Here is a 26,086-nt window from a genome sequence, read left to right on the forward strand (position 1 = left end):
GCGACCTTTCCCGGTGGGCAGGCCGCAAAAAAGGGAGGCAGACGGATCTCCCTCCCTTTGTGATGGCGGATGGCTGCATACTGCGGCTGTGAATCCCTGGGCCGCTGCGATGCCTCAGCTCAAATCAGCATCGGCACAGGCCAGATTGCTGTCGATGCCGTAACGTTCGCGGAAGCGCTCCTCGGCCTCAGAGTCGCCGATGAGATAAAGGGCATCCCCCAGAGCGAAGATATAGCCCGGATCAGGGTTGACGTGCATGGTGCCGGTATTGTCGCGCACGGCCAGCACACTGCACTTGGTCTTGTTGCGGATGCCGCATTCCATCAGGCTCTTGCCCTGCAGCTGTCCGCGGATGGTATAGCGGAAGACGAGCAGGCGCTCATTCAGCATCATCATCTTGTCCGGAGCCAGCAGATTGATGATGCTGTTGCTCACCAGCGAAGCCAGGGAAAGCACCTGGTCCGCACCGGCGCTGTGCAGGCCGTTGACGTTACGGTCCAGCGAGGCACGGCAGAGGATCTGGGCATCCGGCCGCAGACGACGGCTGTAGATGGTCAGATAGATATTGGCGTCATCGTCATGGGTGGTGATGATGATGGTGCGCGTCTTGCGGATGCCGGCCTTTTCCAGAACGGCAAGATCCGCGGCATCCCCGTGCGCATGGGGGATGGCGCCGGAATTGATGTGCGGCTGCCGGTCCACGATCACCGCAGGGATCTTGCGGCGTGCCAGGTTCCGCGCCACGGCAAGGCCCACCCTGCCGCCGCCCAGAATGACCACGGGCACGTTCTCCATCTCTGCCTTTTCCGGCTCGCTGATCAGGCGGTCGAACGTCCGCACCTGTTTTTCCGTACCGGCCACCACCAGCACGCTGCTTTCCGTGAACATGGTATGCGGCCCGGGCAGTTGGAAAGCGCCGCGATCCCAGACGCCGACCACGTTGATGCCCGTCCGTTCGCGCAGGCTGCAGTCCAGCAGGGTCTTGCCGGCCAGACTGCTGTGCATCACCGGGGCTTCCGCCACCACCAGACGGCCGAAGCGGCCCATGATGCTGGCCCGCTGGGACGAGCGGACCACCCGTCGGGCCATGGCCTCACCCAGCACATTATGGAACTGGAACACCCTGTTGCATCCTGCCAGGCGCAGGATGTCCGTCGCATCGGGATTTTCCACCCCCGCGGCGATGACCACCTGGGGCGCGGCTTCACGGGCCGAGAAGACGATGTTGGTACTGCGGATGTCCGTATCCATGACCACCAGCATGGCGGCCGTATCGGCGTGCAATTTCTGGTAGGTCTTCACGTCGTCATGGTCACCGGCAGCCACTTCATAGCCCTGGTCGAGCAGGTCCAGACCGGTCTGGGGATCATTGCACAGCAGCACACGCCGGATACCATGGCGCGCCAGGTCGTCGGCCAGGTTGAGGGTGATGGGGCCGCTTCCGGCGATCAGCACATGCCCCCTGATCCCGGCGGGCAGACGGCGCGGCACCATGTCCTTTTTCTGGCTTTCCAGCCACGGCATGTAAAAATGCTGGATGAAGGTGAAGGGCATCATGATCAGGAAAAAGATCACGCCCGACATGAGCACGACGATGGAAAAGATGCGGCCCGGATCCGAGGAAAAAGTGATGTCCCCAAAACCGAGCGTGGACATGACCGTCAGCGTCCAGTAGACCCCGGTGATCCAGGAATGTTCCTTCCCTTCATATTCCATGAGCCAGTGGAAGATGACGCTGTAAGCGGCGATCATGATGCACAGGGTAATGAAAAAGCGCCGCAGCACGATCATATTGTGCTTTGCGCCGCGCTCGTGCAAAAAAGTCATGATCTGTGATGGTAGATATTTCATGCGCACCAGTCTGTTGCTGAAACAAGGTATTTTTTGAAGATACCAAAACAGTCAGGCTACGCAAGCATCTCTTTACCGCCCTGCCCGGGCAGGACAACGGATGCCGGACGGGAGAAGATGTTTGGCAGATGCGGACAGAAGAACCATGCTCCTGTCCCCTGCGCAAGGCAGAGAAGCTGTTTCCCCTGCCCTCCGGTATCCTTCTGCCAGGCCAACATCCGGCGGCAGCGGCCAGCGGCACTGGACGGGGTTGTTATGATGCGAACCCGGCGTGCATAATGCTTGCCCATAAAAAAGACACCCGCATACCGGGTGTCTTTTACTCCGTGCCTGCACGGTACAGTTACAGCCATCATAAAAAAGACGCCCCGAAGGGCGTCCTTGCCTGAATGCTAATTTTCTTCCGAGAGGCGACGGAAACTTTTCTTTGCCGCGCCACAGACCGGACAGCGCCAGTCATCGGGAAGGTCCTCAAATTTGGTACCGGCAGGGATCTTGTGGCGTCTGTCGCCACGATCCGGGTCGTAGACATAACCGCAATTCACCATCTGGCAACGCCACATGTCCTGAGCTTCAGCCATAACAATCTCCTTTGAGGGATCGGGACGGACAAAGTCCGTCCCGGAAGCGTGTGCTTACTTCAAGCCCTTGGCGGCGCAGGCTTCACAAATACCGTCAAATTCCACACGGGAATCGACGATGGAATAAAAGCCTTCTACCTGCATGCCTGCCACAGAGGGTACAGGCAGGGGTTGCATGACATCACCTATGCGCCCGCAATGGATGCAGCGCACATGCTGATGCCAGGAAATATCGCCATCGAACCGTTTTGTCGTTCCTGCCGCTTCGAGCCTGCGTATCTCGCCGGTATCCGCCAGGAAATCGAGGTTGCGGTATACCGTGCCGAGGCTGATGCGGGGCAGGCGCTCACGAACGATGCTGTACAGTTCATCCGCTGTGGGGTGTGTTTTGACTTTTCTCAGTTCTTCAAGGATGACAGCACGTTGCCTAGTCATTCTGGTCTGTGGTTGGGCCATAGCAAACTCCAAGTATTTAATAAACATTACTATTTAAACCTGTCATTGTCAAGCTATGACCGCAAAGAAAAAACTTTTACTGAGCCTTTTCCGGCCAGACCAGCAGCACGGCCAGATCCATCACATTCGTCCGTGTGGGACCGGTACGCAGCAGGGCACCGCAATGGTGAAGTATCGGATAACTATCGTTTTCTTCCAGGGCATGACGTGCCTGCTCCATCCCCGTCACAGCCAGATTCCCGGCCCAGGCGCATCCTCCGGCAGCGTCCGTAGGGCCATCGGTGCCGTCCGTACCGGCAAACAGGGCGCAGACATGCGGGCAGTCCTGCAAGGCCAGGCTGGCTGCCAGCGCCATTTCCTGATTGCGCCCTCCCCTGCCCCCGCCGCGGAGCGTCACCGTCGTCTCACCACCGGCCAGCAGGCAGAGAGGCTGTGCATCCGCCGGCAGTTCGGCCGCCATCCGCCGGGCCTGCGCCACCAGCAGGGCCGCCTGCTCCCGGGCTTCCCCCACCATTTTGTCCGTCAGGATGACAGGACGGAAGCCCTGCTGCCGGGCCTGCTCCGCCGCCGCATCCAGGGCCTGCCGGTTGGTGGCGACCAGGGCATTCTGCACATGCCGGAACAAGGCATCCCCCGGCTTGGGCGTCTCGGCATCCTGACGCAGACAGCCTTTTTGAAGATGATCCAGGACAGCAGGCGGCATGGCCGGTGCCAGCTCGTAGCGGGCAAGGATGTCCATGCAGTCCGCAAACGTCGAAGCATCCGGCGCTGTGGGACCTGAGGCGATGACATCCAGAGCGTCCCCCACCACGTCGGAAACGATCACGCTCACCACCCCGGCCGGAGCAGCCGTCCGGGCCAGCTGGCCACCGCTGAAACGGGACAGATGCTTCCTGACGGCATTGAGTTCCGCGATGGTCGCGCCGCTGCGCAGCAGCAGCTCCGTCACCTGCTGCATGTCTTCCAGAGTGACGCCGGGCACCGGGGCCGGCGTCAGGGCACTGGCCCCGCCTGTGAGCAGACAGAGGACAAGATCGTCTGCCGTCGTCCCGGCGGCCAGCTCCAGCAATGCCTGTGTGGCTGCTGCGCCTGCCGCGTCCGGGACAGGATGGGCGGCCTCCACCTGGGTGATCTGCCGTAACGGCAGACCGTGACCGTACTTGACCACCAGCAGCCCGCTATGGATGCGATCTCCCAGCAGCTCTTCCACGGCAGCGCCCATGGGCGCGACCCCTTTGCCGGCTCCCAGCACCAGCAAACGGCCCCGGCGCGGCAGCGGCCAGCGTTTCCCGTCCACAAGCAGGCTGTCGCCTTCCAGACAGACATGACGCATCAGGGCCGCATCGGGAGCCACAGCCCGCACCCCGGCATCAAAAATGGAATACAGAACGGCTTTGCGGGCTTCCAGTTCCATCACGATCTCTCCTGAAAAGAAAAGGCCCACGGCGGTATGCTTTCCGTGGGCCCGGAACGACAGGGCTATTCCTTTCCGGCAAGATAGGGGCCATCCCCCTGGCAGCGACGGCACAGATCGCCCAGCACGGCCGGATACCATTCCCCGCAGCGCGGACAACGACGCACGACGCCTTTCCCCTTCTTCACCAAAAAGTCAGGATGGATACGCACAGGGGCGGCCTGGAGCAGGTCCATGCCGGCCGTGCGGATCTCTTCACGCAGCAGTTCCGGTTCCTGCTCACGCTTGGGCTTTTCCTTGAGGAACCAGGCCCGCACATGCGGATAGGCATCCAGGGCCTCCACGTTGAGACGGACGCGCGTCCCTTCCCCCGTATATTTGTCATACAGAGAAAGGGCATAAATACCAAAATGATAGACCTTCAACCAGCCGTTGCCCACCGTGCAGGGGGTCAGCAGCTGGATGGCATCCGGGAGACACTGGACCGTTTCCGAAACGGCGTCGTACAGGATGCCTTCCGGCAGGGTACGCCGTGCCATTTCCACCATATATCCGCCGATGATGACCCCGGGGGCCACATGGCCATGAAAATCCTTTACCACGGCCACAAAGGCATCGTGATCCCACTTTCCGATCCGCATGCGTGTCTCCATTGAAAATCCTGCGGCTCTTCCGCATATTGCCCGACCATCCGCGGGCTTCCTCTCCGGCCTTTCGGGAAAGGCCAAAATCCGAAAGTCCAGGCACGCAAAGACACCGGACAGGCCGCCTGCCGTGCCGAAGGACCTATTGTATAAAGATACCCGCTTGTTGCAGCCCTGTAAACTGCGTGGGCCGGGAAAACCTTCCGAAAAGGAACGATCAAGCGCGCATACCCGCACCCGGCAACCGTCCGGGCTCCAGAAAAAACTGCCCCGCAGGATCTCTCCCTGCGGGGCAGCAGACAGACTGTGACTTACTTTCCTTCGGCTCCGCCGCCCTGGGGAGGCATGTGGCACGGACGGCAGCCCGGTCCCAGCATGGCCGTATGGCAGCCATAGCAGGAACGCTCGGAATTCTTGGTATGATACGCCCAGAACAGGCTCTGGGGATCACGCTCCCGCGTCCCCTTCAGGGAGTGGCATTCCTCGCTTGCGCCACAGGACACATAGGCATCCTTGGCATCAGAGGGGGCCGCGTGATGACAGACGTCGCACTCCACGCTCTCATGGGTAGCGTGGTTGAACTTCACCCACATCTTTTTATGCTCCGAGCTCTTGAGCTCGATGGGCTTGTCCGGAGCCTTGGCGTCGCCAGCCACGGCCCAGGTGGCCGCGCCGCCGATCAATGACAGCATACATATCGCAATGAGCGCTCGTTTCATGCGTTACCTCGTAGTGACCGCTGGCCGCAAGGCAGCCACGGCAGCTCGTGCTAAAACGTGTTCCAGAAAGCGGGATGGATGGGCTGCAGGCCTTTTTTGGCCGCGACCATATCCATATGGAGCATCCCCAGCGCCAGGACGTCCAGATCGGGCGTCGTATCGCGCTCGCGCAAGTCCACCGCCGGGCAGTAGGTCTTGCAGCGGGTGCACCAGTCCAGGCGCTCGCCCAGGGCATTCCCCGCTTCTTTCAGGATCTCCATGACACCTGCCCCTTCTTCGCCGCAGAAGGGACAAGCCCCGCGGCGGAAGGTCCAGTCCGTGCCGCACAGCGAACAGTGGAGGTGCTTTTTGCCGCCACCGCCCGCCAGGAACGCGTTTTTCTCATCAAAAACAGGCCGGTCCAGATACGCTATGGAAGGCCCGGATCCGCAGACAGGACAATAGCCCTGCCGCCAGGCACCTTCCACGTTCCAGGGAGCCTCCTTCCCGTTCCCGTGCGGCGACAGCTCCACCAGGGCCCGCAGGGCAGGCCCCAGCATAAAGCTGAACGCGAACAGCAGCACCTGCACAGGGATATCCAGATGCGCCGCTATCTTTCCCACGCTTTCGGCACTCTCGGCCGTCTCATTGAGCACGGCTTCCGCCAGGGCCACCGGAGCCTCAGGCCCCTGTGCAGCATCCAGGAAGAACGCCCGCAGCTTCGCCTCATGCGGCCTGACCACATCCTGGACCGCAAGCAGCGGGATCAGGGTCTCGGCTGCGGCCCTGAGGGCTGTCCCGATACCGGCAAGCGGCATCTCCGCCAGCAGCGGATAGCCCTGTGCGGCCCGCTCACGCTGCATCTCGGGCAGACGGATGCCGGCAGATTCCAGCAGGGGCTTGAGCTGTTCGGGCAGCGCGGCCCGGGCAGCCAGCAGCGGGGCAAAGGCTTGCAGGACAGGGGACAGGACAGGACGGCGGGCAAGGATACCGCTGACGGTTTCTTCCACGCTTTGACAGGATGCGGCCATGGATACTCCGGCTAACGAAGCCTGCGGGCTTCGGAGAGAGGGTGGGAACGGGGAGAAGGCAACGACATTTAGCCGAAGGTCGCGTATTCGTGATAAAACTCGGCTTCCTCCGCAAGCAGGTAGATCACGCTGACTTCGTCAGGATCTGCCAGGAATGCCTTGGGATGAGTCTTTTTGACGACCTCCAGCCGCTTTTTGGCAAGGGCCAGGATCTCGTCCCGTTCGCCAAAGGCCATGGCCCCGGTGGGGCAGGTCTTGACGCAGGCGGGCAGCATCCCGGCAGCGACGCGGTCGGCGCACATGTCGCACTTGGCAAGGGTCTTTTTGACCTTGTCATACCTGGGGATATTGTACGGACAGGCATGGATGACGTCTGCCATGTCCTGCTCGCTGAGCTTTTTGATCTTGTCGGTCACCAGCACGGCACCGGTCTTGGGATCCTTGATCATGGCGCCGGGCACGGCCATGTCGGCCACGTCCACGCAGATGGGCGTGACGCAGTGGCGGCACTGGTCCGGGAAGAAGTTCCAGACCACATTGCCCTGCTTGTCCAGATGCTCGTGGAAACGAACGATCTTGTAGTTGTTGGGGTTCAGATCCGGCGGATTCTGATGGCTCCCCCGCTGCTTGGTCTCGTTGGCGGGCAGATCGTGCCATTCCTTGCAGGCAAGCTGACAGCCGCGGCATGCCGTGCAGCGTGTGGTATCGACTAAAAATGCTTTCGGCATATCTTTGCTCCTTGGGGGGCGTGCCCCGAAGGGCACGCCCGGTGCTGGTTAAGCAATTTCCGTCAACTTGTCCGCCTTGCGGATGTTCACACAACAGGCCTTCGCTTCGGGGATGGTCGTGTTGGGGTCACAGGCCACAATGGTCAGACGGTTGGTGGAGTCGCCGCATTTCGGCGTCGTCCAGCCATAAGCAAAGGGCATACCGATCAGATGGACTGTCTTGCCCATGACCTTGAACGGACGGATGCGGACCGTCACCATGGCAATGGCTTCCACCCTGCCGCGGGCGCTTTCCACGATCACGCCGTCACCGTTGGCGATACCCTTTTCCTTGGCCAGCTCGGGGCTCATCTCCACGTAGAGCTGGGGCTCGGCTTCAAGCAGGTTGGGCACGTTGCGGGTCTCACCGCCGCCACACCAGTGTTCCGTCATGCTGTAGGTCGTCAGCACGATGGGATACTTGGGATCGGCAGCCTTGGCCAGTTTGTCCATATCACTGGTATGGAACTTGTAGACCGGGCTGCTCAACTGCTTGGAGAAGGGATGCTGCGCCACGGGCGTTTCCGCCGGTTCGTAATGCTCGGGGAATGGGCCGTCCAGACGGCCGGGGCCGTACAGCTGGGCGTAACCGTCCGTCGTCATGATGTAGGCCAGCTTGCCGTTCTTGGTATCGGCCTGCGGCGCCCAGGGGCCGTCCGGCACATCGCCCACCCACTTCTTGCCGTCCCATTCGATAACGGCCTTCTTGGGGTTGTAGGGCTTGCCGTTCAGGTCCACGGAAGCGCGGTTGTACAGGATGCGCCGGTTGACCGGCCAGCACCACGACCAGTTGGGATACAGGCCGATGGCGGCCTGCATGGGCGTCTGGGTCGGGTCGCGCCGCTTGGACTTGTTGCCTTCATCCTCCGTATAGCTGCCGGTATACAGCCAGTTGAGAGACGAGGTAGAGCCGTCGGCCTGCAGGTTGCCGAACGCCGGGACCAGGTCGCCCTTCTTGTACAGGCGGTTGCCGATCTTGGTATCGGCCCAGAAGAAGCCGTTGATGCGGCGGGTCCATTCTTCGGGGTCGTACTTTTCGGGCCAGTTCATCTTCAGCAGAGCTTCGGGCAGCTTGCCGCCCTCGGCCTTGTACAGCTCGCGCAGCTTGTTGATCAGCGGCACGAACATGTCGGCGAAGTTGCGGGCTTCACCGGCGGGTTCCACGGCCTTGTCGAACCACAGCAGCCAGCGGCCGCTGTTGCTGATGGTACCGGCCTTTTCCACACGATGCGCCGACGGCAACAGGAAGACTTCGGTCTTCATCTTCTTGGGGTCGACGCCGGGACGGTGCCAGTTGTCCGTGGTTTCGGAATTATGCAGCTCGGCGCAGACCATCCAGTCCAGATTGTCCAGAGCCTTGCGCATCTTGTTGGTGTTGGGGAAGCTGTTCATGGGGTTGACGCCGAAGACAAAACCACCCTTGATCTTGCCCTGGTACATCTTGTCCATGACATACATGTACGAGTAGTCCGCTCCGGGCTCGCCCTTGGGCAGCAGGCCGTAGCAGAAATCATTTTCCGGTTTCGCCTCTTCACCGTACCAGCCCTTGAGCAGGCTGGCGAAGTACTTGGGCCGGTTGCCCCACCAGTTGGCACTGTTGGGGATCTTGGTGACCGGGGTATTGGCCTTGTTGAACTGGGCCAGGGTCTGCCAGGGAGCCAGCGGCAGGCCGATATAGCCGGGCAGCACATGGTACAGCAGGGCATGGTCCGTGGAGCCCTGCACGTTGGGCTCGCCACGCAGGGCGTTGATGCCGCCGCCGGCCACACCGATGTTGCCCAGCAGCAGCTGCACCAGCGTGGAGCAGCGGATGTTCTGCACACCCACGGTATGCTGGGTCCAGCCCAGGGCATACAGGATGGTGCCGGCCTTGTCCGGCTTGCCGGTGGCACAGAACTGCTTGTAGACCTTGAGCAGGTTCTCTTCGGAAACACCCGTGATGTCGGAGACGTTCTTCAGGGTGTAACGCGAATAGTGCTTCTTCATCAGGTTGAAGACGCAGCGTTCGTGCTTCAGCGTGGCGTCACGCAGCGGAGCGCCGTCCGGGCCCTTTTCAAAGCCCCACTTGCTCTGGTCATACTTGCGCGCCTTGGCGTCATAGCCGCTGAAAAGGCCATCCTTGAAGTCATAGCCCTTGCCGACGATGAACGAGGCGTTGGTATAGTTGACGACGTAATCGTGGAAATAGCTGTTCGATTCCAGGATATAGTTGACCATACCGCCCAGGAACGCGATATCCGTACCGGAGCGCAGCGGCACATGATAATCGCAACGGGCGGACGTACGGGAGAACTTGGGGTCGACGTGGATAAGCGCCGCACCGTTGTCCTTGGCCCGCATGATCCATTTGAACGAAACAGGATGATGTTCAGCGGCATTGCTGCCGATAATAAGAACCACGTCGGCATTCTTGATGTCGATCCAGTGGTTGGTCATAGCACCGCGTCCGAACGACTCTGCCAGAGCCGCAACAGTGGGGCTGTGTCAGACCCGGGCCTGGTGGTCCATCTGGACAACACCCAGGCCGCGCATGGCTTGATGGATAACGGCGCATTCCTCGTTGGAGGCATGCGAGGTGCCCATCATGAAAATGCTTTCCAGACGGTTGACCGTCTGGCCCTTGCTGTTTTTGAGGATAAGATCCTTGTCACGCGTATCCTTCACGCGACGGGCGATCTTTTCCAGCATCCATCCCCAGTCCTTCTCTTCCCACTTTTCACTGTAGGGCGCCCGGTACAAAGGCTTGGTGAGGCGGTGCGGGTTCGTGTACATGGAGAACAGGGCTGCGCCCTTGGCACACAAGGCACCTTCGTTGACAGGGAAGTCAGGGTCGCCTTCCGTACTGACGAGCTTGCCGTCGCGCACGTAAGCGATGACCTGACAGCAGACAGCGCAGAACGGACAGATCGTGATGACTTCCTTCGCGCCTTCTATCTTGAGACTCCCGGCATAGGCCTGGGCCTCGCCGAGGTTGAAACCGAACTGGCTGAGCGAGAGACAGAGTGCACTCACGCCTGCCAGTTTCAGGAATCCCCTTCGTGTGTAGCTCATAGGCTTCCTCTCCTGGGTCAGGATGAAACAGGGAACATGCCGGAGGGAGTGCTTGCCTGAGGGCTGCGAGCTCCGGCACGTTTTTTCTGTGAAGCGTTCCTGAAACAAGGCGCCCCACAAAAAATATTTTATGAAACCGTAGCACCGAAACAAAAACTTAGCAAGGGGATACGACAAATAAACAACGTTGTTCAAAACGGGACAAAAGCATCCGCTCACCCCGGAAGTCTGCCCGGATAAGATCCTTCCTTCGTTGCGAATTTGCGAGACAAACAGGAACAACCGGCAAGGCCAACTTCGCGCGGACCTGCCATCTTTCCTTAAAAAAGCATGAGGTGAGCCCTCTTGTGGTCTCCCACGGATAGGCTGCCCGTCCCGCATGCAGAAACAAGTAAGCGATCCAGGCATGTTCTCTGTAAGACCCGTACCAGAGCGTGAGGGCACGTCCCCAGCGGGCGACCAGCAAGGTCTCCCTATTTTAGATGTCATATTCATCCGGACAGCCTGCTCCCCCAAAACGCCCCCGGGGACGCTCTTCTGCCTGTTGCCTATCTACCAAGAAACGTTTAGCCTTTTTCAAACTCTTAGGGAGGATCATATGCAGAAAGTCCTGACGCTTACGGCAACCTGTCTCCTGGGTATCCTTCTTTGCGCATCCGCAGCACTGGCTGATGAAGTAAAGACCGACCACTTTACGCTGAACCTTCCCTCCGGCTGGACGCAACCCCAGCCTGTGCAGTCTGCCCAGGGCGCGACCATGGCCATCCTCCAGAACGCCGCCGAACAGACCGTCATCACTGTGGCTGTCACGCCTGTCCCGCTTTCCGCCAAAGATCTCGCGATTCAGACCATTGCCAATATGAAGGCTGCCGGTTTCACGACCTCCGAACCTGTGGCTTTCGGCGATTCCTATGTGGGAGAATTCTCCAAAGAGCAGGTCAGGGGCGTCAGCTATTTCAGTGCCAACGGCAAGCTCGGCAGCGTCATCACCATCATGGGCGCTTCCCTCGATGCCGGTAAGAAGATGCTGAAGGACAATCTCAAGCCTGCCGACAGCAAGCTCTTCCCCACTGATTTCTAGCCGCTGCACTCCCCAGCTTTGCACGAACAACGGCCCCCGTCCCGACAGGACGAGGGCCGTTATTTATGTTTGAACACATACCAGATGTTCAAAAAAAGCGGGCTTTCTTTCGCCTTGGTCAAGGTGTTCCACAGGCGGATTTTGAGTCCGTATAAAAATATTTTTATATCAAATAGATAAGAATATCTGCATATCGTTTCTGCGGTATGCGGGCATCTTGCGTCCTTTCAATTTTTCTCCATCGAGCCCTGTCCGGAATGGAAAGGGCTCCCCTCTTTTTCTTTTTCCTGCCTCATTGCCCTTCTCCCTCCCCCAGCCCCGTTGTCCCACCAAAGTTTGCGTGACAATATATCTAATAATCTATATTTAAAAGCTGCTCATCAGCTTTCACAAAGGCAGTCCTGCCAGCAGGCGGGGCGGCAAAAGGAGGGGGAGATGAAAACGATGTATTGGAAGATCCTGGGTGCAGTAGCCCTGTCAGGGATGCTCTTTGCTCTGCCGGCATGGGCGGAAGAAGCAGGGGACATGCCTCAACCCCAGCCCGCGCAATGTGGCTCCGATCTCTCGTACAGAGATGACGACCCGCTGGCAGGGATCCTGAGTGCCCAGCGTGGCTGCTGCTCGTGGCATGGGGGCGTATCCGGGCAGTGCTATCAAGGACGCGTCGTGTGCAATGACGGGACGTTGAGTCCGTCATGCCGGTGCCAGTCATCCGAAACGGAATTGCAGACCGCCTCCTAAGCTGGAGGTTACATGCGGCATACAAAAGTCCCCGCTCCACTACGGAACGGGGGCTTTTTGCGTCTGATACGAGCTTGGGCCTACCTGAAGCCGCTCTTGCAGGTGACAGCTGGGCGTGAGGTCAAAACCGCCCAGACGGAAGGAGGTCTGGTTGAACGTCTCCTTCATCTTGCACTCCGTGCGCCGCAGGGTGCCCGGCCCATCCATTCCCGCAAATGTATGCGCACGGACTTAGGCCTGGAATTTTGGCACAAAAAAAGGGTTCACGGACGAACCGTAAACCCTTGATCTTTTTTATGGTACCGGGAGCGAGACTCGAACTCGCAAGGTGTTGCCACCGACGGATTTTGAGTCCGTTGCGTTTACCAATTCCACCATCCCGGCATAGCCGCAGGCCAGAAGCCCACAAAGCTTTTAGAGATTACAGGCGATAGGTGCCTTCGTCAAGTTTTTTGCGTCCTGTTGCCTGCATTTCTTCAAAAAATGCCTTCAGCGTCTTCCAGAAAAAACGCTGTCTCCTGCTCCGGCCAAAGGCCCGCAGACAAGCAGGACTCCTTGACGAACCTGTTCTCATTGCCCTGCAGGCGCTCGATGCGGCTTGCCCGACGGCACTCCCAGGCGTCCACGGGATATTGTCGCGCCCAGGCCTGCATGAGCTGCTGTTGCTGACGGCTCAGACGATAATGCTCGCCATAACTGTCAGCCATATACAGGCTGGAGCGTGCGATCTGCCCGCGTGCCCGCTCCGGCGGCTCCACCTTGTTGCCGCTGATCTTCATGGGGCAGGAACCAAAGGCCGAAGGGACGTCAGGCCCCAGCATCTGGAAATTTTTGTTGGAGCGTACCGCATTGACCGAACCTATGGCAGGGTACAGGTTATACATGTCGGCCTGCATGCGACGGTAATCGGCATTGACCTTTTCCGCGCACGCCCGTCCTTTGAAGGCTTTGCCCTTACGATCCACGCAAAGGGCATGACCTTCCCGCCACTCCGGGAATGCCCTGCCGAAATTTTCGGCAGGGACAACGTGCTCCCACTCTACCCGTGAGGAGCGCTTCCGGTGCTTGTCTGCCGTGAATCCCCGCGGCAGCCGGATCTGCTTGTGTTCATCGAAAGCAGCCCCGCAATAGAGCGTCTGACGGTGATCATAGTAAACTTTCTGCTCCAGCAGCCGTTTGGCTTTGGCAAAACTCTCGTTTTGCATATTGCCCGCTGCCCAGCCCTGAGCAGGCAGTACCAGCAGCAATGCCCACAGCAACCACACGATCCTCTTCATGGCGATACCTCGCAAAATGTCCGCATATGGCCTGCCTATGGGGCACGTCCCTTCCAGAAGGTGAAATCTGCAGACAGTTTTTTGAGGCTATATAATATTATCTATATCTATTTTTCAAGACACCCTCCTCGTAAAAAAAGACCCCGGCAAAATATCAATAAAAAAGGGCCCATCGCGAGCGACGGGCCCTTCCCTGTCCTGCCCCTGCGGGGCAACGGGATCAGATAATTACAAGATATACTGGCTCAGATCCTGATCTTCCCGGACATCGCGCAGGTGTTCCTGCACATAGGCCCGGTTGACCACGATCTGCGCACCGGGCATGTCCGGCGCGTCAAAAGAGATGTCCGCCAGGATCTTTTCCATGATGGTGTACAGGCGGCGGGCACCGATGTTCTCGCTGGTGGCATTGATCTCTTCCGCAAAAGCGGCGATCTCTTCGATGCCGTCTTCCGAGAACTGCAGGCGTATCTGCTCTGTCCCCAGCAGGGCCGCATACTGCCGCGTCAGGGCATTATGGGGTTCCGTCAGGATGCGCAGGAATTCATCCTTGCCCAGGGCATTGAGTTCCACTCGCAGGGGGAAACGTCCCTGCAGTTCGGGGATCATGTCGGAAGGCTTGCTGAAATGGAAAGCCCCGGCTGCGATGAACAGGATATGATCCGTGCGCACCATGCCGTACTTGGTGTTGACCGCCGAGCCTTCCACGATGGGCAGCAGGTCACGCTGCACGCCTTCGCGCGAGATGTCGGACATGCGGTTCTGGGAAGAGCTGGCGATCTTGTCGATCTCGTCGATGAAGATGATGCCCATCTGCTCCACGCGCTCGCGAGCCTTGTCCACCAGAGCTTCCTGATCCACCAGTTTGCCGGATTCTTCCTGGATCAGCACGTTATAGGCCTCGCGGACCTTCATCTTGCGACGGTTGCGGCGCGGCGGGAAGGCCTTGCTGAACATGTCCCGCACCTGGTTGCCCATCTGTTCCATGCCGGGGATGGCGAACATGTCCATGCCCTGGGCAGGCTGCTCGGTCACTTCGACTTCCACTTCGCGGTCATCCATGAAGCCAAGGCGGAACTGCTGGCGCAGTTTTTCGCGGGTATCGTTGCGGTCCCCGCCAAAGGAATTGGGCAGCAGCAGATCCAGCAGACGGGACTCGGCGGCAGCTTCGGCAGCGGCCCGGACCCGGGCATTTTCTTCTTCCCGCACAAGGTTGATGCCGATCTCCATAAGATCGCGCACCATGGATTCCACATCGCGGCCCACATAGCCCACTTCCGTGAACTTGGTGGCCTCGACCTTGATGAAGGGAGCTCCGCTCAGCTTTGCCAGACGGCGGGCTATCTCAGTTTTGCCCACACCGGTGGGGCCCATCATGATGATGTTCTTGGGAGCGACCTCATCACGCAGCTCCTCAGGAAGATGCTGACGACGCCAGCGGTTACGGACAGCAACAGCGACCATGCGCTTGGCCTGTTCCTGTCCCACCACAAATTTATCCAGTTCTGCCACGATTTCACGCGGGGTGAGTGTGCTCATTGCATCTCCTGCGCGTCCTTCGACGCTCTATTTTCCAGTCGGCCAGCCAGTGCAGGCGGTCCGACGATTTTTTCCGGCAGTCATACCTCCTTATATATGAGCATGATTTTTCCTCTGACAATGGCCCCATTGTCGAGAACCTGCTTTTTTCCTATCGTGGCCCATGCACCTTCCCCATATCTTCCATCTTCCTCCTCTGCCTCCGGAGCTGGACTGGCTGCCGCCCCTGCTGGGCATAGCCGCCCTCCTTCTACTCCTGCGTATGGCGGTGCGCGGCGCCTGCCGGTTATGCCTGCTGGGCATCCTGATACTTCTGGCGCTGGCAGCCTTCCCTCACCGGGACCTGACCTTGTTCGCCCTGGGGGGCCTCGCCGTCTGGTGCCTGATGCCGGGACGGGATCCAAAAGAAAAAAGACAAGACGACAGACATTGAAAAGGAGCTCCCTCTCAGCCGCTCCGGCATTCCAGACGCACCGTACCGGCCTTATGCTTCCTTCAGGGCTGGCTGTTTGAGCATAGCGCATGGCAGCCGTAGCTGTCCTTTCCTTACCTCAACACGATATCGGCAGACGACAACAACAAAAAAGGCCGGATGAACCGGCCTTTTTTGTTGTCTGCTTTATCGCAGCCCTTATCCTGCAGTCTTGCTCACAGGGCCCGAGGTCAGCATCTTCTGGCTGATGTAGATCACGACCAGCAGGCCGCAACCGATGGCGTCGGTAATGGCGCCAGGAGTGATCAGGGTGATGGCGCCCGCCAGCAGGATCAGGCGCTCCCACCAGTAGAGGTTACGCAGCCAGTAACCCACGCTGGCAAAGGACAGGCTGGCGATGCCCAGCGCCGCGGTGGAAGCGTAGAAGAGCACTTCCCAACCGGAGGCACCGATCATCAGCAGGCCGGGGTTGTAACAGAAGATGTAGGGGATCAGGAAGCCGGCCAAAGCCAGCTTGACCGCCATGAAGCCTGTGGCGTTCGGCTCTGATCGCGCAATCCCTGCCGCGGCGTAGGCGGCCAGTGCCACAGGGGGCGTCAGGTCGGCCAGGATGCCGAAGTACAGGATGAAGAGGTGCGCTGCCATGGCAGGCACGCCAAAGTGCATGATGGCCGGGGCCGCGATGGTGGCCAGCACGATGTACTTGGCCGTGGTGGGCAGGCCCATGCCCAGAACGATGGAGGCCAGCATGGTCAGCAGCAGGGTCAGGGCAAAGCTGTCGGCCGAGATGGTCAGGATGGCGTTGGCCAGCTTCAGGCCAAGACCGGTCAGGGTCACCACGCCGATGACGAAGCCGGTGCAGGCGCAGGCGGCAGCCACACCCAGGGCCAGACGACCACCGTTTTCCATGGCCTGCAGGACGCCCTTGAGGGACAGGAAGTTGGTCTGGGCCAGAGCGCTCATCACATTTTCATTGCTGTAACGGGCACCATGCCAGGTCTTCCAGTTTTCCGCCACCAGAGAAATGACCACGGTGGTCACGATGCAGTAGTAGGCGGCCTTGAGCGGCGTGTAGCCCTGCATCAGCATGTAGATCAGCACGATGATGGGGATCAGCAGGTAACCGCCCTGACGCAGCACCACCCAGGTGCGGGGCAGGCGTTCCTTGGGGATGCCCTTGAGGCCCAGGCGCTTGGCTTCCATGTGCACCATGAAGCCCACGGCCAGGTAATACAGCAGGGCGGGCACCAGGGCCGCCTTGGCGATCTCCACGTAACCGACGCCCAGGAACTGGGCCATGATGAAGGCCGCAGCCCCCATGATGGGCGGCATGATCTGGCCACCGGTGGACGAGGCGGCTTCCACGGCGCCGGCAAAGGCACCGCGATAGCCCACGCTCTTCATGAGCGGGATGGTGAAGGTACCCGTGGACACCGTATTGGCCACGGAAGAACCGGAAATGGTACCGAAGAAACCACTGGCCAGCACGGCTACCTTGGCGGGGCCGCCCACGTAGCGGCCGGCAGCGGCCAGGGCCAGGTCGATGAAGAACTTGCCCAGACCGGTGCTGTGCAGGAAGGCACCGAACAGGATGAACAGGAAGACGAAGGAGGCCGACACGCCCAGAGGCATGCCGAACAGGCCTTCCGTGGTCAGATACATGTGCGAGACGATACGCTGCACGGAGAAACCGGGATGCCCCAGCATGCCGGGGATCAGGTTGCCGAACTTGGCGTACAGCAGGAAGACCACGGCCACCAGGGTGATGGGGATGCCCACGATACGGCGGGTCGCCTCCAGCACCAGCAGGATGGACGCACAGCCCATGATGAAGTCCAGCTCGGTGGCCGGACCGGCATCCAGCACGATGATGTCATACTGCCAGACGATGTAGCCGCAGACCACGGCCCCGGCGATGGCCAGGATGGCGTCATACCAGGCCAGCTTGTTCATGTTGCCCGTGGCGCGGGCAGGATACAGCAGATAAATCAGGGTCAGCACAAAGCCCAGATGCACCGCGCGCTGGATCTGGGGCGCAAAGGGCGTCGTGGCGGCCGTGTACAGATGAAAAGCGGAAAAGGCGATACAAAGGATCTTGATAAAAATATCGAGCCACCCCTTGAAGGAGCGGTAAACGGATTCCTTGTCGTACTTGGCAACGATCTCGGAGACGTCCACGGTCTCCTGGATCTTCTCCACAGCACTGGAATCCAGTTTGTGGCCTTCTTCCAGGGCAAATCCCCCTGCCCCTTGTTCATCGATCATATGCATTCTTTTTTCGTGGCTCATCCTCTCATGTCCTGTGTAAGTATGCGGGCGTGTCCTTTCACGCCAAGTCAATGTCCAAAAATTATCAGGGTAAAACGACTGTAAGGGTAATGGCTTGTCCCGGTTCCAGCAGGGAATTCAGCGGGATCTCCTTTTGTCCCCCGCCCTCTTCAGGCAGCAGCAGGGTGTGGTTCGCCACACGTCCCACGCGCACATCAAAGGAAGGCAGGGCCATATGATAGCCGCTGATGACAACTTTTCCGTTTTCCGTATACATCCGCTGTCCCGGGCCCGGCTGATGCGGCAGTCCGGCCCCGAAATCCTGATAAACCGTTTTTTCCAGATAAATGCAGCCCCCGCTGACACTGAACCAGTCCTCCACCGGACTCAGAGCGACGGAATGCCTGTAACGAATGGCAAACTCGCTGCCGTCCGGTGCGGGCCGGCTGAAAAGTTCCCTGCCGCTGCTGTCGCGCAGCACCAGGCGTTGCACGTCCTGCGCCTGCACACTGGAAAAAAGATGCGGCGCAACCCACAGCACGCCTGTCATACAGACCAGCATGACCAGCAAAAAAGCAATGGTATTGCGCCGCATCATCATAATTCCCGAATCAACTGATTGTTGCCTGAGAACTCAGCCTACTTGATGTCCAGGCCCTTTTCCTTGAAGTACTTGATAGCACCAGGATGGAAGGGGATGGTCACACCGTCAGCGGCGTGCTCCAGAGAGATCTCGGCACCCTTGTTATGAGCCTTGGCCACGTCGGGCAGGTTGTCATACAGAGTCTTGGTCAGGGTGTAGGCCACGTCGTCAGGCATGTTCTTGTTGGCCACCAGGATGCACTGCACGGACAGGGTGGGCACGGCGTCCTTCTGGCCCAGGTAGGTACCGGCCGGGATGGAGTCCTTCACCAGGTAGGGGAACTTCTTGACGATCTCGTCGACCTTCTGGCCGGCCAGGGGCACGAAGACCACTTCCTGAGCGGTGGTGATGTCCTGGATGGCAGGGTTGGGCGTACCGATGGTGAACACGAAGCCGTCCACCTGACGGTCCTTGAACTGGTCGGCAGTTTCACCGTAGGGCAGGAAGATGGGCTCGATGTTCTTGTAATCCAGGCCGTAGAAGCCGAAGATCTGGCGGCAGTTCACTTCGTTGCCGCTGCCGCGGGCACCCACGGAGACCTTCTTGCCCTTGAAATCTTCGAGAGCCTTCACGCCGCTGTCCTTGCTGGCCACCACATGCAGGTATTCAGGATACAGGCGGCCGATGACGCGCACATTGTCCAGCTTGCTGCGGAAGGGAGCCAGGCCGTTGAAGGCGGAGTCGGCGACGTCGTTCTGCACCATGGCGAAGTCCACGTCACCAGCCTGGACCAGACGCATGTTCTCACCGGAAGCACCGGTAGCCTGGGCCGTCACGGAGATGGCGCCGCCGCTCTTGTTGGTGATCACCTGGGCAATGGCACCGCCCAGGGGGAAGTACACCCCGGAGGTCCCGCCGGTGGCCAGGGTCAGGCGTTTGGTGTCGGCATTGGCCAGCGAGGCGGCCAGCAGCAGACCAGCGGCCAGGACAAGACTGAGAACTTTTTTCATAAGGCTTCTCCCGAAAAGAGGTTACAGAACGCATCCACTAAAATGGCGTTCTCACTACCATCACTGAGTATACACCAAATATGCAAAAAGGGCAAATCAGCCGTGCCCCGTACCTTCCGTCAGGGCTCGCTATTTGACTTGCTCCCCGGCAAAGGCATATTATGGAAAGAGCGAGACACCATGCATCCAGCCAAGGAGATCCACATGGTCAAGCGTCATCTCAGACTTCTGGTCGTGACAGTGGCGTGCATCGCCCTGCTCGGCGGCTGCGCCAGCAAATACGGCGCGCAGACGACACAAGTCAACTATTATCCCCAGTGCTACTCCCCTGTGGCCCAGCTGCGGGCCGATGAAGACAGGGTCACCAACAGCACGGCGGGAGGCGCCGCTGGCGGCGCCCTGCTGGGTGCCCTCATCGGCGGCCTGGCCACCGGCAAGGTGGAAGGCGCCCTGGCCGGTGCCGTGGCCGGTGGTGCGGCGGGCGCCGTGGGCGGGAACATCTACGGCAAGTCCCAGCAGCGGGAGAACGACCGCAGGCTGCTGGCCAGCTATGCCGCCCAACTGGGCGAGGACAGCGCAGGCATGGATCGCGCCACTGCCGCCGCCCGTCTTTCGGCCCGCTGCTATGACGAACAGTTCAAGAAGGCCGCGGCCCAGTACAAGGCCGGGGCCATCACCCGGCAGGATTTCCAGGACCGCTACATGGAGATCCGCAGCGGTCTCGAAGAAACGTCCCGCATCCTGAAGCTCACCTCCGACCATGTCATTGAGCGTGATGCCGAATACCAGAAGACCCTGGCCCAGGCTCAGGCCAAGGGGCAGGTCTCCCAACGCCAGCAGGCCCCCCGCAAGGAAAAGAAGGCCTGGAACAATTCCCGCCGCGAGCTGGAAAGTACCCGCCAGGACGTGGACATGCGTCTGGCCACGTACGAGCAGACCGTCAACAATCTGATGCTGTAACAGCAGGGCGCGCTTCTTTCCCACGAGAAGTGCGCCCTTTTTTCGGAGCATACCCCCATGGCTGACGATCCCGGCAAAAACACCGCTGATGTCCCCCGTCCCGATACCGCCGACACCGCACACACCGCCGGCGGTGGAGATCCCTCCGGCAATCCGGACGCCCCCCGGGGCGCCCCGGTCCCTGTTCCCTGGTACCGCCGTCCCCTGTTCTGGGGCATCGTGCTGTTCCTGCTGGTCCTGGCCCTGCTCGGCTGGCTGTTCTGGAAGCAATGGCAGGCCGCCGAAGCGGAAAAACAGGCCCAGGAAGCCGCCCTGAACGCCCAGCTGGCCCAAAATGCCGAGATGGACGCCTATCTGGCCCAGCTGCGGGCCCTGCTCAAGGAAGAGCCCTGCGTCATCAAGGAAAAACTGGCGCAGCTGCCGCCCCCTCCTGACGCCGTCCCCGGCGTTGTGCCCGGCGGCCGCTCCGGCGAGCCCCTGCAGATCCCGTCCGATGTGGCGCCCCAAAGCACGCCGGTCACGCCGCAAAAGGCCCCTGCCCGTCCCGGCAGCATGGCCCGGCTGCTGGAACAGGGCACTGTCCTCGTGCTGGCCCGGCAGCCGCAGGGCCTGTCCATGGGATCCGGCTTCTTCATCTCCCGCCGCCATGTGCTGAGCAATGCCCATGTGGTGGGCAATGCCGGCCAGGCCTTCCTCATCAACAAGGCCACAGGCGGTGTCCTGCAGGCCACCGTGCGATATCGCAGCGCGGATGGCGGCCGGGACTTCGCCCTGCTGGAGCTGCCTGCCGATGCGGCCATCACGCCGCTGGAATTCGCCCCCGGTGTGGAACGTACCCAGCGTGTCAGCGCCTGGGGCTTCCCCGGCGCCGTGACCAACGACGATCCCAAATTCATGGCCCTGCTGCAGGGCAACGATTCCGCCGTGCCCGAGGTGGTGTATACGGAAGGCGTGGTCAGCGTCATCCTGGAACGCACCCCCCCGCTGGTCGTGCATACGGCCACGGTCTCGCAAGGCAACAGCGGCGGCCCTCTGGTCAATGAACAGGGCCAGGTGGTGGGCATCAATACCTTCATCAAACTCGATGATGCCTCCTACCGCCAGTCCAGCATCGCCATCGTGGGCAGCAGCATCACCGCCTATTTGCGGGAGATCGGCATCGGATTCTCCCAGGCCGCGGCAACGCCTGCCGCCGCTCAGGCACAAGACGAAAAGGCCGATGGCCAGAAAGGGGTGAGACCATGAGCGTTTTCCTGCTTACCAGCCAGCGCAACGCCATGCGCGCCCTGGCCAGCCAGGGCATCTTCGCCACAGACTGCCACGCCCAGGTCTGCAGCATCATCGCCCAGCACCTGAGCCCGGCCCATGCGGCCCTCATCGCCGAGCCCCAGCACGATCCCGGCCAACAGCGCATCGACTGGTACGCCTGCGTGAACGGGACCGCCACCCCGGTGAGCGCGCTCCCTGCCGAAGAGGCGGAGCGCCTGCGGGCCCGCGCCGGTGAACTGGCCCGGGACATCCTGCAGCTGTCGGAACAATGGGGAAAGGACGCCCAAAGCCGCGAGGCCCTTGCCGGCCAGATGCTCGCCCTGGTCCTGCAACACCCCCATGAAGACGATCTCTGGTCCGTGGACGGCCAGCCCGTCCTGGTGAACTGGGGCTTTGCTCCGGGAGCCGTCGGCGCCATGCCCCAGGATCTCAGCCGTATGGGCGGCACCATCCCCGTGGCAGCCGCGGCGGCCCCCGTGGCTGCGGCTGCCGTGCCTGTAGCCGCTGCCGGCAGCGGCTGCCTTGGCTGGCTGCTGCCGCTCCTGCTGGCCCTGCTCCTGCTCTGGCTGCTGCTGGCGGCCCTGGGCATCCTGCCCTCTCCCCTGCCCGCATCCTGCCTCAAACCGGCGGTCGATCCCCGTCTCGATCAGGCCACCCAGGCAGCGGAAAAGCAGCGTAACGAGCTGGAAGAGCTGCTGCGCCAGCTGCGGGAAAAAGCCCTGCTCTGCAAACCGCCGCAGCCCAAGCCGGAACCGAAGCCGGAGCCGCCAAAGCCCGATCCTGAAGTGGTCACGCCCCAGCTGGTGCCTGACAAACCCATCGAGCCTGCGCCCGAGCCCAAGCCGGAACCGAAGCCCAAGCCTGAGCCCAAACCTGAACCCAAGCCCGAACCGAAGCCCAAGCCCCGCAAGAACGAGGATCTGAACATCCCCGCCGATGCGGCCAAAAAGAACGACCTGAGCTTCCTGGAAGGCTGCTGGCAGAGCGATACGGGCCTGTTCTCGCATCCGTCCAATACGCCCATCATCGCCGAGTACTGCTTCGACAAGAAGGGCCAGGGACGGCGCTTCGTGCGCGAAGAGAACGGCCAGGTCTGCAGCGGCCCGGCCACGGCCAAGTTCGAGGGCAACCGCCTTGTCTGGCGGGCCGGGTCGGCCCCCTGCCCCAAGGGCAACCAGTATGTGCCCCAGCAGGTACAGTGCACCGGCAACGACAAGAGCACCCGCTGCCAGGGCGTGGAACAGAGCAAGCGCAACCTGCGCTGGAAAGCTGACTTCAAGAGGAAATAAGCATGGATGTCATTCCCCACTACCTTTCGCCCGTGAGCATCATCCCCGGCGGATGTCCCCAGTTCCTGGACTTTGCCCTGCCGCTGGAAGCCCTGGGCAAGCACGTCCGCTATTTCTATGAAGAGCTCAAGGGAGAAGGCAGCGGCGGCCGCTATACGCATTTCCTCCACTGTCTGGAGAACCGCGACAACGTCTTCACCGACCAGCTGACCGGCAAGGAATACACGGGCGACACCTATTCCATGCAGGCCGCCAAAGAGCTCAAGACCTGGGACGGCCAGTGGTTGCCCGTGCCCTTCCTGCGCACGCTGGAACAGTGCTGGCCCGACGGCGGCAAATGCTTCGAATGCGGCCCCTCCAACTGGGCCCGGGCCCGGGTCATGCCTTCCAGCAAGGACCCGAACATGCTGCGCGTGGTCATCATCTTCGACACCACCGTGGAAGAGCGCCCCGCCGGCGAGGACCGCTATCACGCCCTGTCTCCCCAGGATGTCGGCGCCCACGGGCACTTCATGCTGGCCCACCATGTGCGGGACAATTCCTGGTTCCTCAACGAGGCCTGGGTGGACCAGTGGCTGCTGGAACTGTACACGGCACGCAACCAGGGCAAGCGCCGCGGCGCGGCCTGGGGCGAGGAAGACCCCTATGTGCTCAAGCATCTGGCCAGCTATCTCACCTGGCTGGACATCGTGCGTCTGGCCGTCAAGGACGTGGCCGTGCAGGTCATCAATCCTGCCCGGGACACGCCGGTGGACGTGGACCTGATCCTGGACATCGGCAATTCCCGCACCACGGGCATCCTGGTGGAGACACCGCCCCAGTGCAGCACCGACCTCAACCAGAGCTATGTGCTGCGCCTGCGCGATTTGAGCCAGCCCGATCTGGAATACGCCGATCCGTTCGAGACCCGGGTGGAATTCGTGGACGCCACCTTCGGAAACGATACCCTGAGCCGCCGCTCCGGCCGCCAGACCCCGGCCTTTGCCTGGCCCTCGGCCGTGCGCATCGGTCCCGAGGCGGCACGTCTGGCCACGCAGGCCGTCTGCGCGGAAGGCACCACCGGCATGTCCAGCCCCAAGCGCTACCTGTGGGACGAGCGTCCGTGGCAGCAGACCTGGCGCTACAACACCAGCGGCAACACCGAGCCCATGGTCAACCGCGGCCTGTTCGCCCGCCAGCTCAATCCGCAGGGCACGCCGCTCTCCTGCTTTGACGATCCCCTGTTCCGCCGCAGCCCTTCCCTGAAGAAGCAGCAGCCCGAACCGGTGTTCGAGTCCCTGTTCACGCGCTCCTCGCTGATGATGTTCATGCTGGGCGAGATCCTCACCCAGACGCTCATCACCATCAATTCGCCCGCCACCCGTGCCCGGGGACGGCTGCCCAACCTGCCCCGGCGTCTGCGCCGCCTCATCTTCACCGTACCCACGGCCATGCCCGTGGCGGAAAAACGCATCTTCCGGCGGTGGGTGCTCTGGGCCGTCAAGGTCATCTGGGAAGGCCTCGGCTGGTCGGAGTGGTATGTGCCGCCGCAGCAGCAGAACAGGATCCGGTCCGGGGATTACCGCACCAGCCCGCTGGTGCGCTGTGACTGGGACGAGGCCAGCTGCTCCCAGCTGGTGCTGCTCTACAACGAGCTTACCGTCAAACAGCACGGGGACGCCCACCACCTGTTCCACCTGATGGGCAAAAAGCGCGCCCGCTACAGCGATCATCCCTGCGTGCGCATCGCGTCCATCGACATCGGCGGCGGCACCACGGACCTGTCCATCACCACCTACGAACTGGCCAGCGGCGAGGGCGACACGGCCCGCATCGTGCCGCATACCGAGTTCCGCGACGGCTTCAACATCGCCGGTGACGAAGTGGCTCGCGAAGTGGTGCTCCAGCACGTCATCCCGGCCGTTTCCGATGCCCTGCAGGCCCGGGGCGTCCAGGAGCCGCGCCTGCTGCTGGCCCAGCTTTTCGGCCGCGATACCATCGGCATGTCGCAAGAGCAGCGCAACACCCGTATCCGCCTGGTACGGCAGGTGGCCCTGCCTGTGGCCCTGGGTTTGCTGCGCGTGTGCGAGCAGGACAGCGACGTCCATCTGGACCAGACCTGCACCCTGGGGGACTTTTTCGAGCCTGCCGTGGGCGACGCCCCGGCAAACGGCCGGACCGGGGAAGAAGAGGCCCCGGCGGAGAACGGCACGTTCCGCCCCGCCATCCTGGCCCTGCGCCCGCAGCAGTCCACCCTGGATGCCGTGACGGCCCTGGTGCGCGACACGGTGCCCGGTCTGGATGACTTTTCCATCATGGATGTGCCCATCACGATCAGCCCGCAAAAACTCCAGGCCACCATCCAGCGGACCCTGGCCCCCACGCTCTCGGCCCTCTGCGAGCTGGTGCACCTGTACGATACCGACATGCTGCTGCTGACGGGCCGCCCCAGCGCCTGGAAGGTGGTCGCCTCCACGGTCATGGCCAAGCTGCCCGTGCCGCCGGACCGCATCATCCCCATGCGCCGCTATCATGTGGGCAGCTGGTATCCTTTCCCCGATACGCTGGGCCGTATCCAGGACCCCAAGACCACCGTGGTCGTGGGCGCCATCCTCTGCGCCCTGGCCGAAGGGCATATCGAAGGCTTCTCCTTCGATTCCAACGCGCTGCGTCTGACCTCCACCGCCCGCTATATCGGCGAGCTGGACATCAATACCCAGTTGCGCGCCCCCAAGGTCTGGTTCAAGGTGGACGTGGACGCCAAAAGCGGTGTGGAGCTGAACCGCACCGTGGCCTTCAACGGCCAGCTCGGCATCGGCTACCGCCAGCTGGGGGCCGAACGCTGGCCCGCCACCCGCTACCACCTGCTGACCTTCGCCAGTGAAGACGCCCGCGCCCGCGCCTCGGGCCGTCTGCCCTACAAGGTGGACGTCACCCTCAACGTGGCCGAGATGCTGGACGATGAGGACATGCCCGTCAGCAACGGCGAGCGGGAAGAACGCAGCGAAGGGGAATTCAGCATCACCGCCATCACGGACAATGCCGGCAACTTCGTCTCGCCCCGGGATCTGGAGATCCGTCTGCAGACCCTGCCCACGGACGAAGGCTACTGGCTGGATACCGGCGTCGTGAACGCCGCCAACTAGCGACGGACAGACAGGAGC

General features: G+C 61.2%; 20 protein-coding genes and 1 tRNA gene. 6 read left to right on the forward strand and 15 right to left on the reverse strand.

Annotated elements, in window-relative coordinates:
• Positions 1 to 114: 114 nt before the first annotated feature.
• The 9 genes from Q4I12_RS11640 to fdnG form a co-directional block, all read right to left on the reverse strand.
• Complete coding sequence (locus tag Q4I12_RS11640; RefSeq protein WP_302261635.1) at positions 115 to 1,827, reverse strand: potassium channel family protein; 1,713 nt, start codon at positions 1,825 to 1,827, stop codon at positions 115 to 117.
• Between the two features lie 416 nt (positions 1,828 to 2,243).
• Positions 2,244 to 2,432 carry a rubredoxin gene (locus Q4I12_RS11645; RefSeq protein WP_168936417.1) on the reverse strand — a complete coding sequence of 63 codons (189 nt, stop codon included), beginning with the start codon at positions 2,430 to 2,432 and terminating at the stop codon, positions 2,244 to 2,246.
• Positions 2,433 to 2,486: 54 nt separating this feature from the next.
• Positions 2,487 to 2,888, reverse strand: coding sequence for a Fur family transcriptional regulator (locus tag Q4I12_RS11650; RefSeq protein WP_040369377.1), 402 nt, complete (start codon positions 2,886 to 2,888; stop codon positions 2,487 to 2,489).
• 76 nt (positions 2,889 to 2,964) lie between these two features.
• The gene (locus Q4I12_RS11655; protein ID WP_302262112.1) at positions 2,965 to 4,302 is read right to left on the reverse strand and encodes a glycerate kinase type-2 family protein; all 1,338 of its coding nucleotides are present in this window, start codon (positions 4,300 to 4,302) and stop codon (positions 2,965 to 2,967) included.
• A gap of 65 nt (positions 4,303 to 4,367) precedes the next feature.
• Positions 4,368 to 4,943 (reverse strand): FmdE family protein, encoded by a 576-nt coding sequence (locus Q4I12_RS11660; RefSeq protein WP_239465054.1) that lies wholly within the window; start codon positions 4,941 to 4,943, stop codon positions 4,368 to 4,370.
• Between the two features lie 314 nt (positions 4,944 to 5,257).
• The gene (locus Q4I12_RS11665; RefSeq protein ID WP_168936419.1) at positions 5,258 to 5,638 is read right to left on the reverse strand and encodes a cytochrome c3 family protein; all 381 of its coding nucleotides are present in this window, start codon (positions 5,636 to 5,638) and stop codon (positions 5,258 to 5,260) included.
• Positions 5,639 to 5,715: 77 nt separating this feature from the next.
• Positions 5,716 to 6,675 carry a formate dehydrogenase accessory protein FdhE gene (locus Q4I12_RS11670; protein ID WP_302261638.1) on the reverse strand — a complete coding sequence of 320 codons (960 nt, stop codon included), beginning with the start codon at positions 6,673 to 6,675 and terminating at the stop codon, positions 5,716 to 5,718.
• A gap of 68 nt (positions 6,676 to 6,743) precedes the next feature.
• A complete protein-coding gene (locus tag Q4I12_RS11675; RefSeq protein WP_168936421.1) occupies positions 6,744 to 7,403 on the reverse strand; it encodes a 4Fe-4S dicluster domain-containing protein in 660 nt (219 codons plus the stop codon).
• A gap of 48 nt (positions 7,404 to 7,451) precedes the next feature.
• On the reverse strand, positions 7,452 to 10,493 hold the full coding sequence (fdnG, locus tag Q4I12_RS11680; RefSeq protein ID WP_168936422.1) for a formate dehydrogenase-N subunit alpha: 3,042 nt from the start codon (positions 10,491 to 10,493) through the stop codon (positions 7,452 to 7,454).
• A 598-nt stretch (positions 10,494 to 11,091) separates the two neighbouring features.
• Between fdnG and Q4I12_RS11685 the strand changes: the two genes are divergently transcribed.
• Positions 11,092 to 11,574, forward strand: a complete 483-nt coding sequence (locus Q4I12_RS11685) for a hypothetical protein (protein ID WP_302261639.1) — start codon at positions 11,092 to 11,094, stop codon at positions 11,572 to 11,574.
• Between the two features lie 1,038 nt (positions 11,575 to 12,612).
• Here Q4I12_RS11685 and Q4I12_RS11690 read toward each other — a convergent pair.
• From Q4I12_RS11690 to hslU, 3 genes are all read right to left on the reverse strand, one after another.
• A tRNA-Leu gene (locus tag Q4I12_RS11690) sits at positions 12,613 to 12,699 on the reverse strand.
• Between the two features lie 92 nt (positions 12,700 to 12,791).
• Positions 12,792 to 13,592, reverse strand: a complete 801-nt coding sequence (locus Q4I12_RS11695) for an endonuclease (RefSeq protein ID WP_168935930.1) — start codon at positions 13,590 to 13,592, stop codon at positions 12,792 to 12,794.
• Between the two features lie 228 nt (positions 13,593 to 13,820).
• Positions 13,821 to 15,131, reverse strand: a complete 1,311-nt coding sequence (gene hslU, locus Q4I12_RS11700) for an ATP-dependent protease ATPase subunit HslU (protein ID WP_302261640.1) — start codon at positions 15,129 to 15,131, stop codon at positions 13,821 to 13,823.
• 163 nt (positions 15,132 to 15,294) lie between these two features.
• On the opposite strand from hslU, the gene Q4I12_RS11705 reads away from it, so the two are divergent.
• Positions 15,295 to 15,564, forward strand: coding sequence for a hypothetical protein (locus Q4I12_RS11705; RefSeq protein WP_204626058.1), 270 nt, complete (start codon positions 15,295 to 15,297; stop codon positions 15,562 to 15,564).
• 198 nt (positions 15,565 to 15,762) lie between these two features.
• On the opposite strand, the gene Q4I12_RS11710 is transcribed toward Q4I12_RS11705, so the two are convergent.
• The 3 genes from Q4I12_RS11710 to Q4I12_RS11720 all read right to left on the reverse strand — a co-directional run bounded on the left by Q4I12_RS11710 (position 15,763) and on the right by Q4I12_RS11720 (position 19,425).
• Positions 15,763 to 17,829: a TRAP transporter permease gene (locus Q4I12_RS11710; RefSeq protein WP_168935932.1), complete on the reverse strand. Its 2,067-nt coding sequence runs from the start codon at positions 17,827 to 17,829 to the stop codon at positions 15,763 to 15,765.
• 88 nt (positions 17,830 to 17,917) lie between these two features.
• Positions 17,918 to 18,430, reverse strand: a complete 513-nt coding sequence (locus tag Q4I12_RS11715) for a DUF1850 domain-containing protein (protein WP_239463912.1) — start codon at positions 18,428 to 18,430, stop codon at positions 17,918 to 17,920.
• Positions 18,431 to 18,471: 41 nt separating this feature from the next.
• The gene (locus Q4I12_RS11720) at positions 18,472 to 19,425 is read right to left on the reverse strand and encodes a TAXI family TRAP transporter solute-binding subunit (protein ID WP_204674880.1); all 954 of its coding nucleotides are present in this window, start codon (positions 19,423 to 19,425) and stop codon (positions 18,472 to 18,474) included.
• Between the two features lie 180 nt (positions 19,426 to 19,605).
• Here Q4I12_RS11720 and Q4I12_RS11725 point away from each other — a divergent pair, with 180 nt between their 5' ends.
• Genes Q4I12_RS11725 through Q4I12_RS11740 form a run of 4 tightly spaced genes read left to right on the forward strand, consistent with a single transcriptional unit; the run spans position 19,606 to position 26,068 of the window.
• A complete protein-coding gene (locus Q4I12_RS11725; RefSeq protein WP_204674882.1) occupies positions 19,606 to 20,385 on the forward strand; it encodes a YMGG-like glycine zipper-containing protein in 780 nt (259 codons plus the stop codon).
• A gap of 57 nt (positions 20,386 to 20,442) precedes the next feature.
• A complete protein-coding gene (locus tag Q4I12_RS11730; RefSeq protein WP_302261644.1) occupies positions 20,443 to 21,630 on the forward strand; it encodes a S1 family peptidase in 1,188 nt (395 codons plus the stop codon).
• Positions 21,627 to 22,943, forward strand: coding sequence for an SrfA family protein (locus Q4I12_RS11735; protein WP_302261645.1), 1,317 nt, complete (start codon positions 21,627 to 21,629; stop codon positions 22,941 to 22,943). Before Q4I12_RS11730 ends, Q4I12_RS11735 begins: the two co-directional genes overlap by 4 nt.
• A 2-nt stretch (positions 22,944 to 22,945) precedes the next feature.
• On the forward strand, positions 22,946 to 26,068 hold the full coding sequence (locus tag Q4I12_RS11740; RefSeq protein WP_302261647.1) for a virulence factor SrfB: 3,123 nt from the start codon (positions 22,946 to 22,948) through the stop codon (positions 26,066 to 26,068).
• Positions 26,069 to 26,086: the final 18 nt, after the last annotated feature.

Origin of the sequence: Desulfovibrio piger, from assembly GCF_951793255.1 — a bacterium.
Taxonomy (GTDB): Bacteria; Desulfobacterota; Desulfovibrionia; order Desulfovibrionales; family Desulfovibrionaceae; genus Desulfovibrio.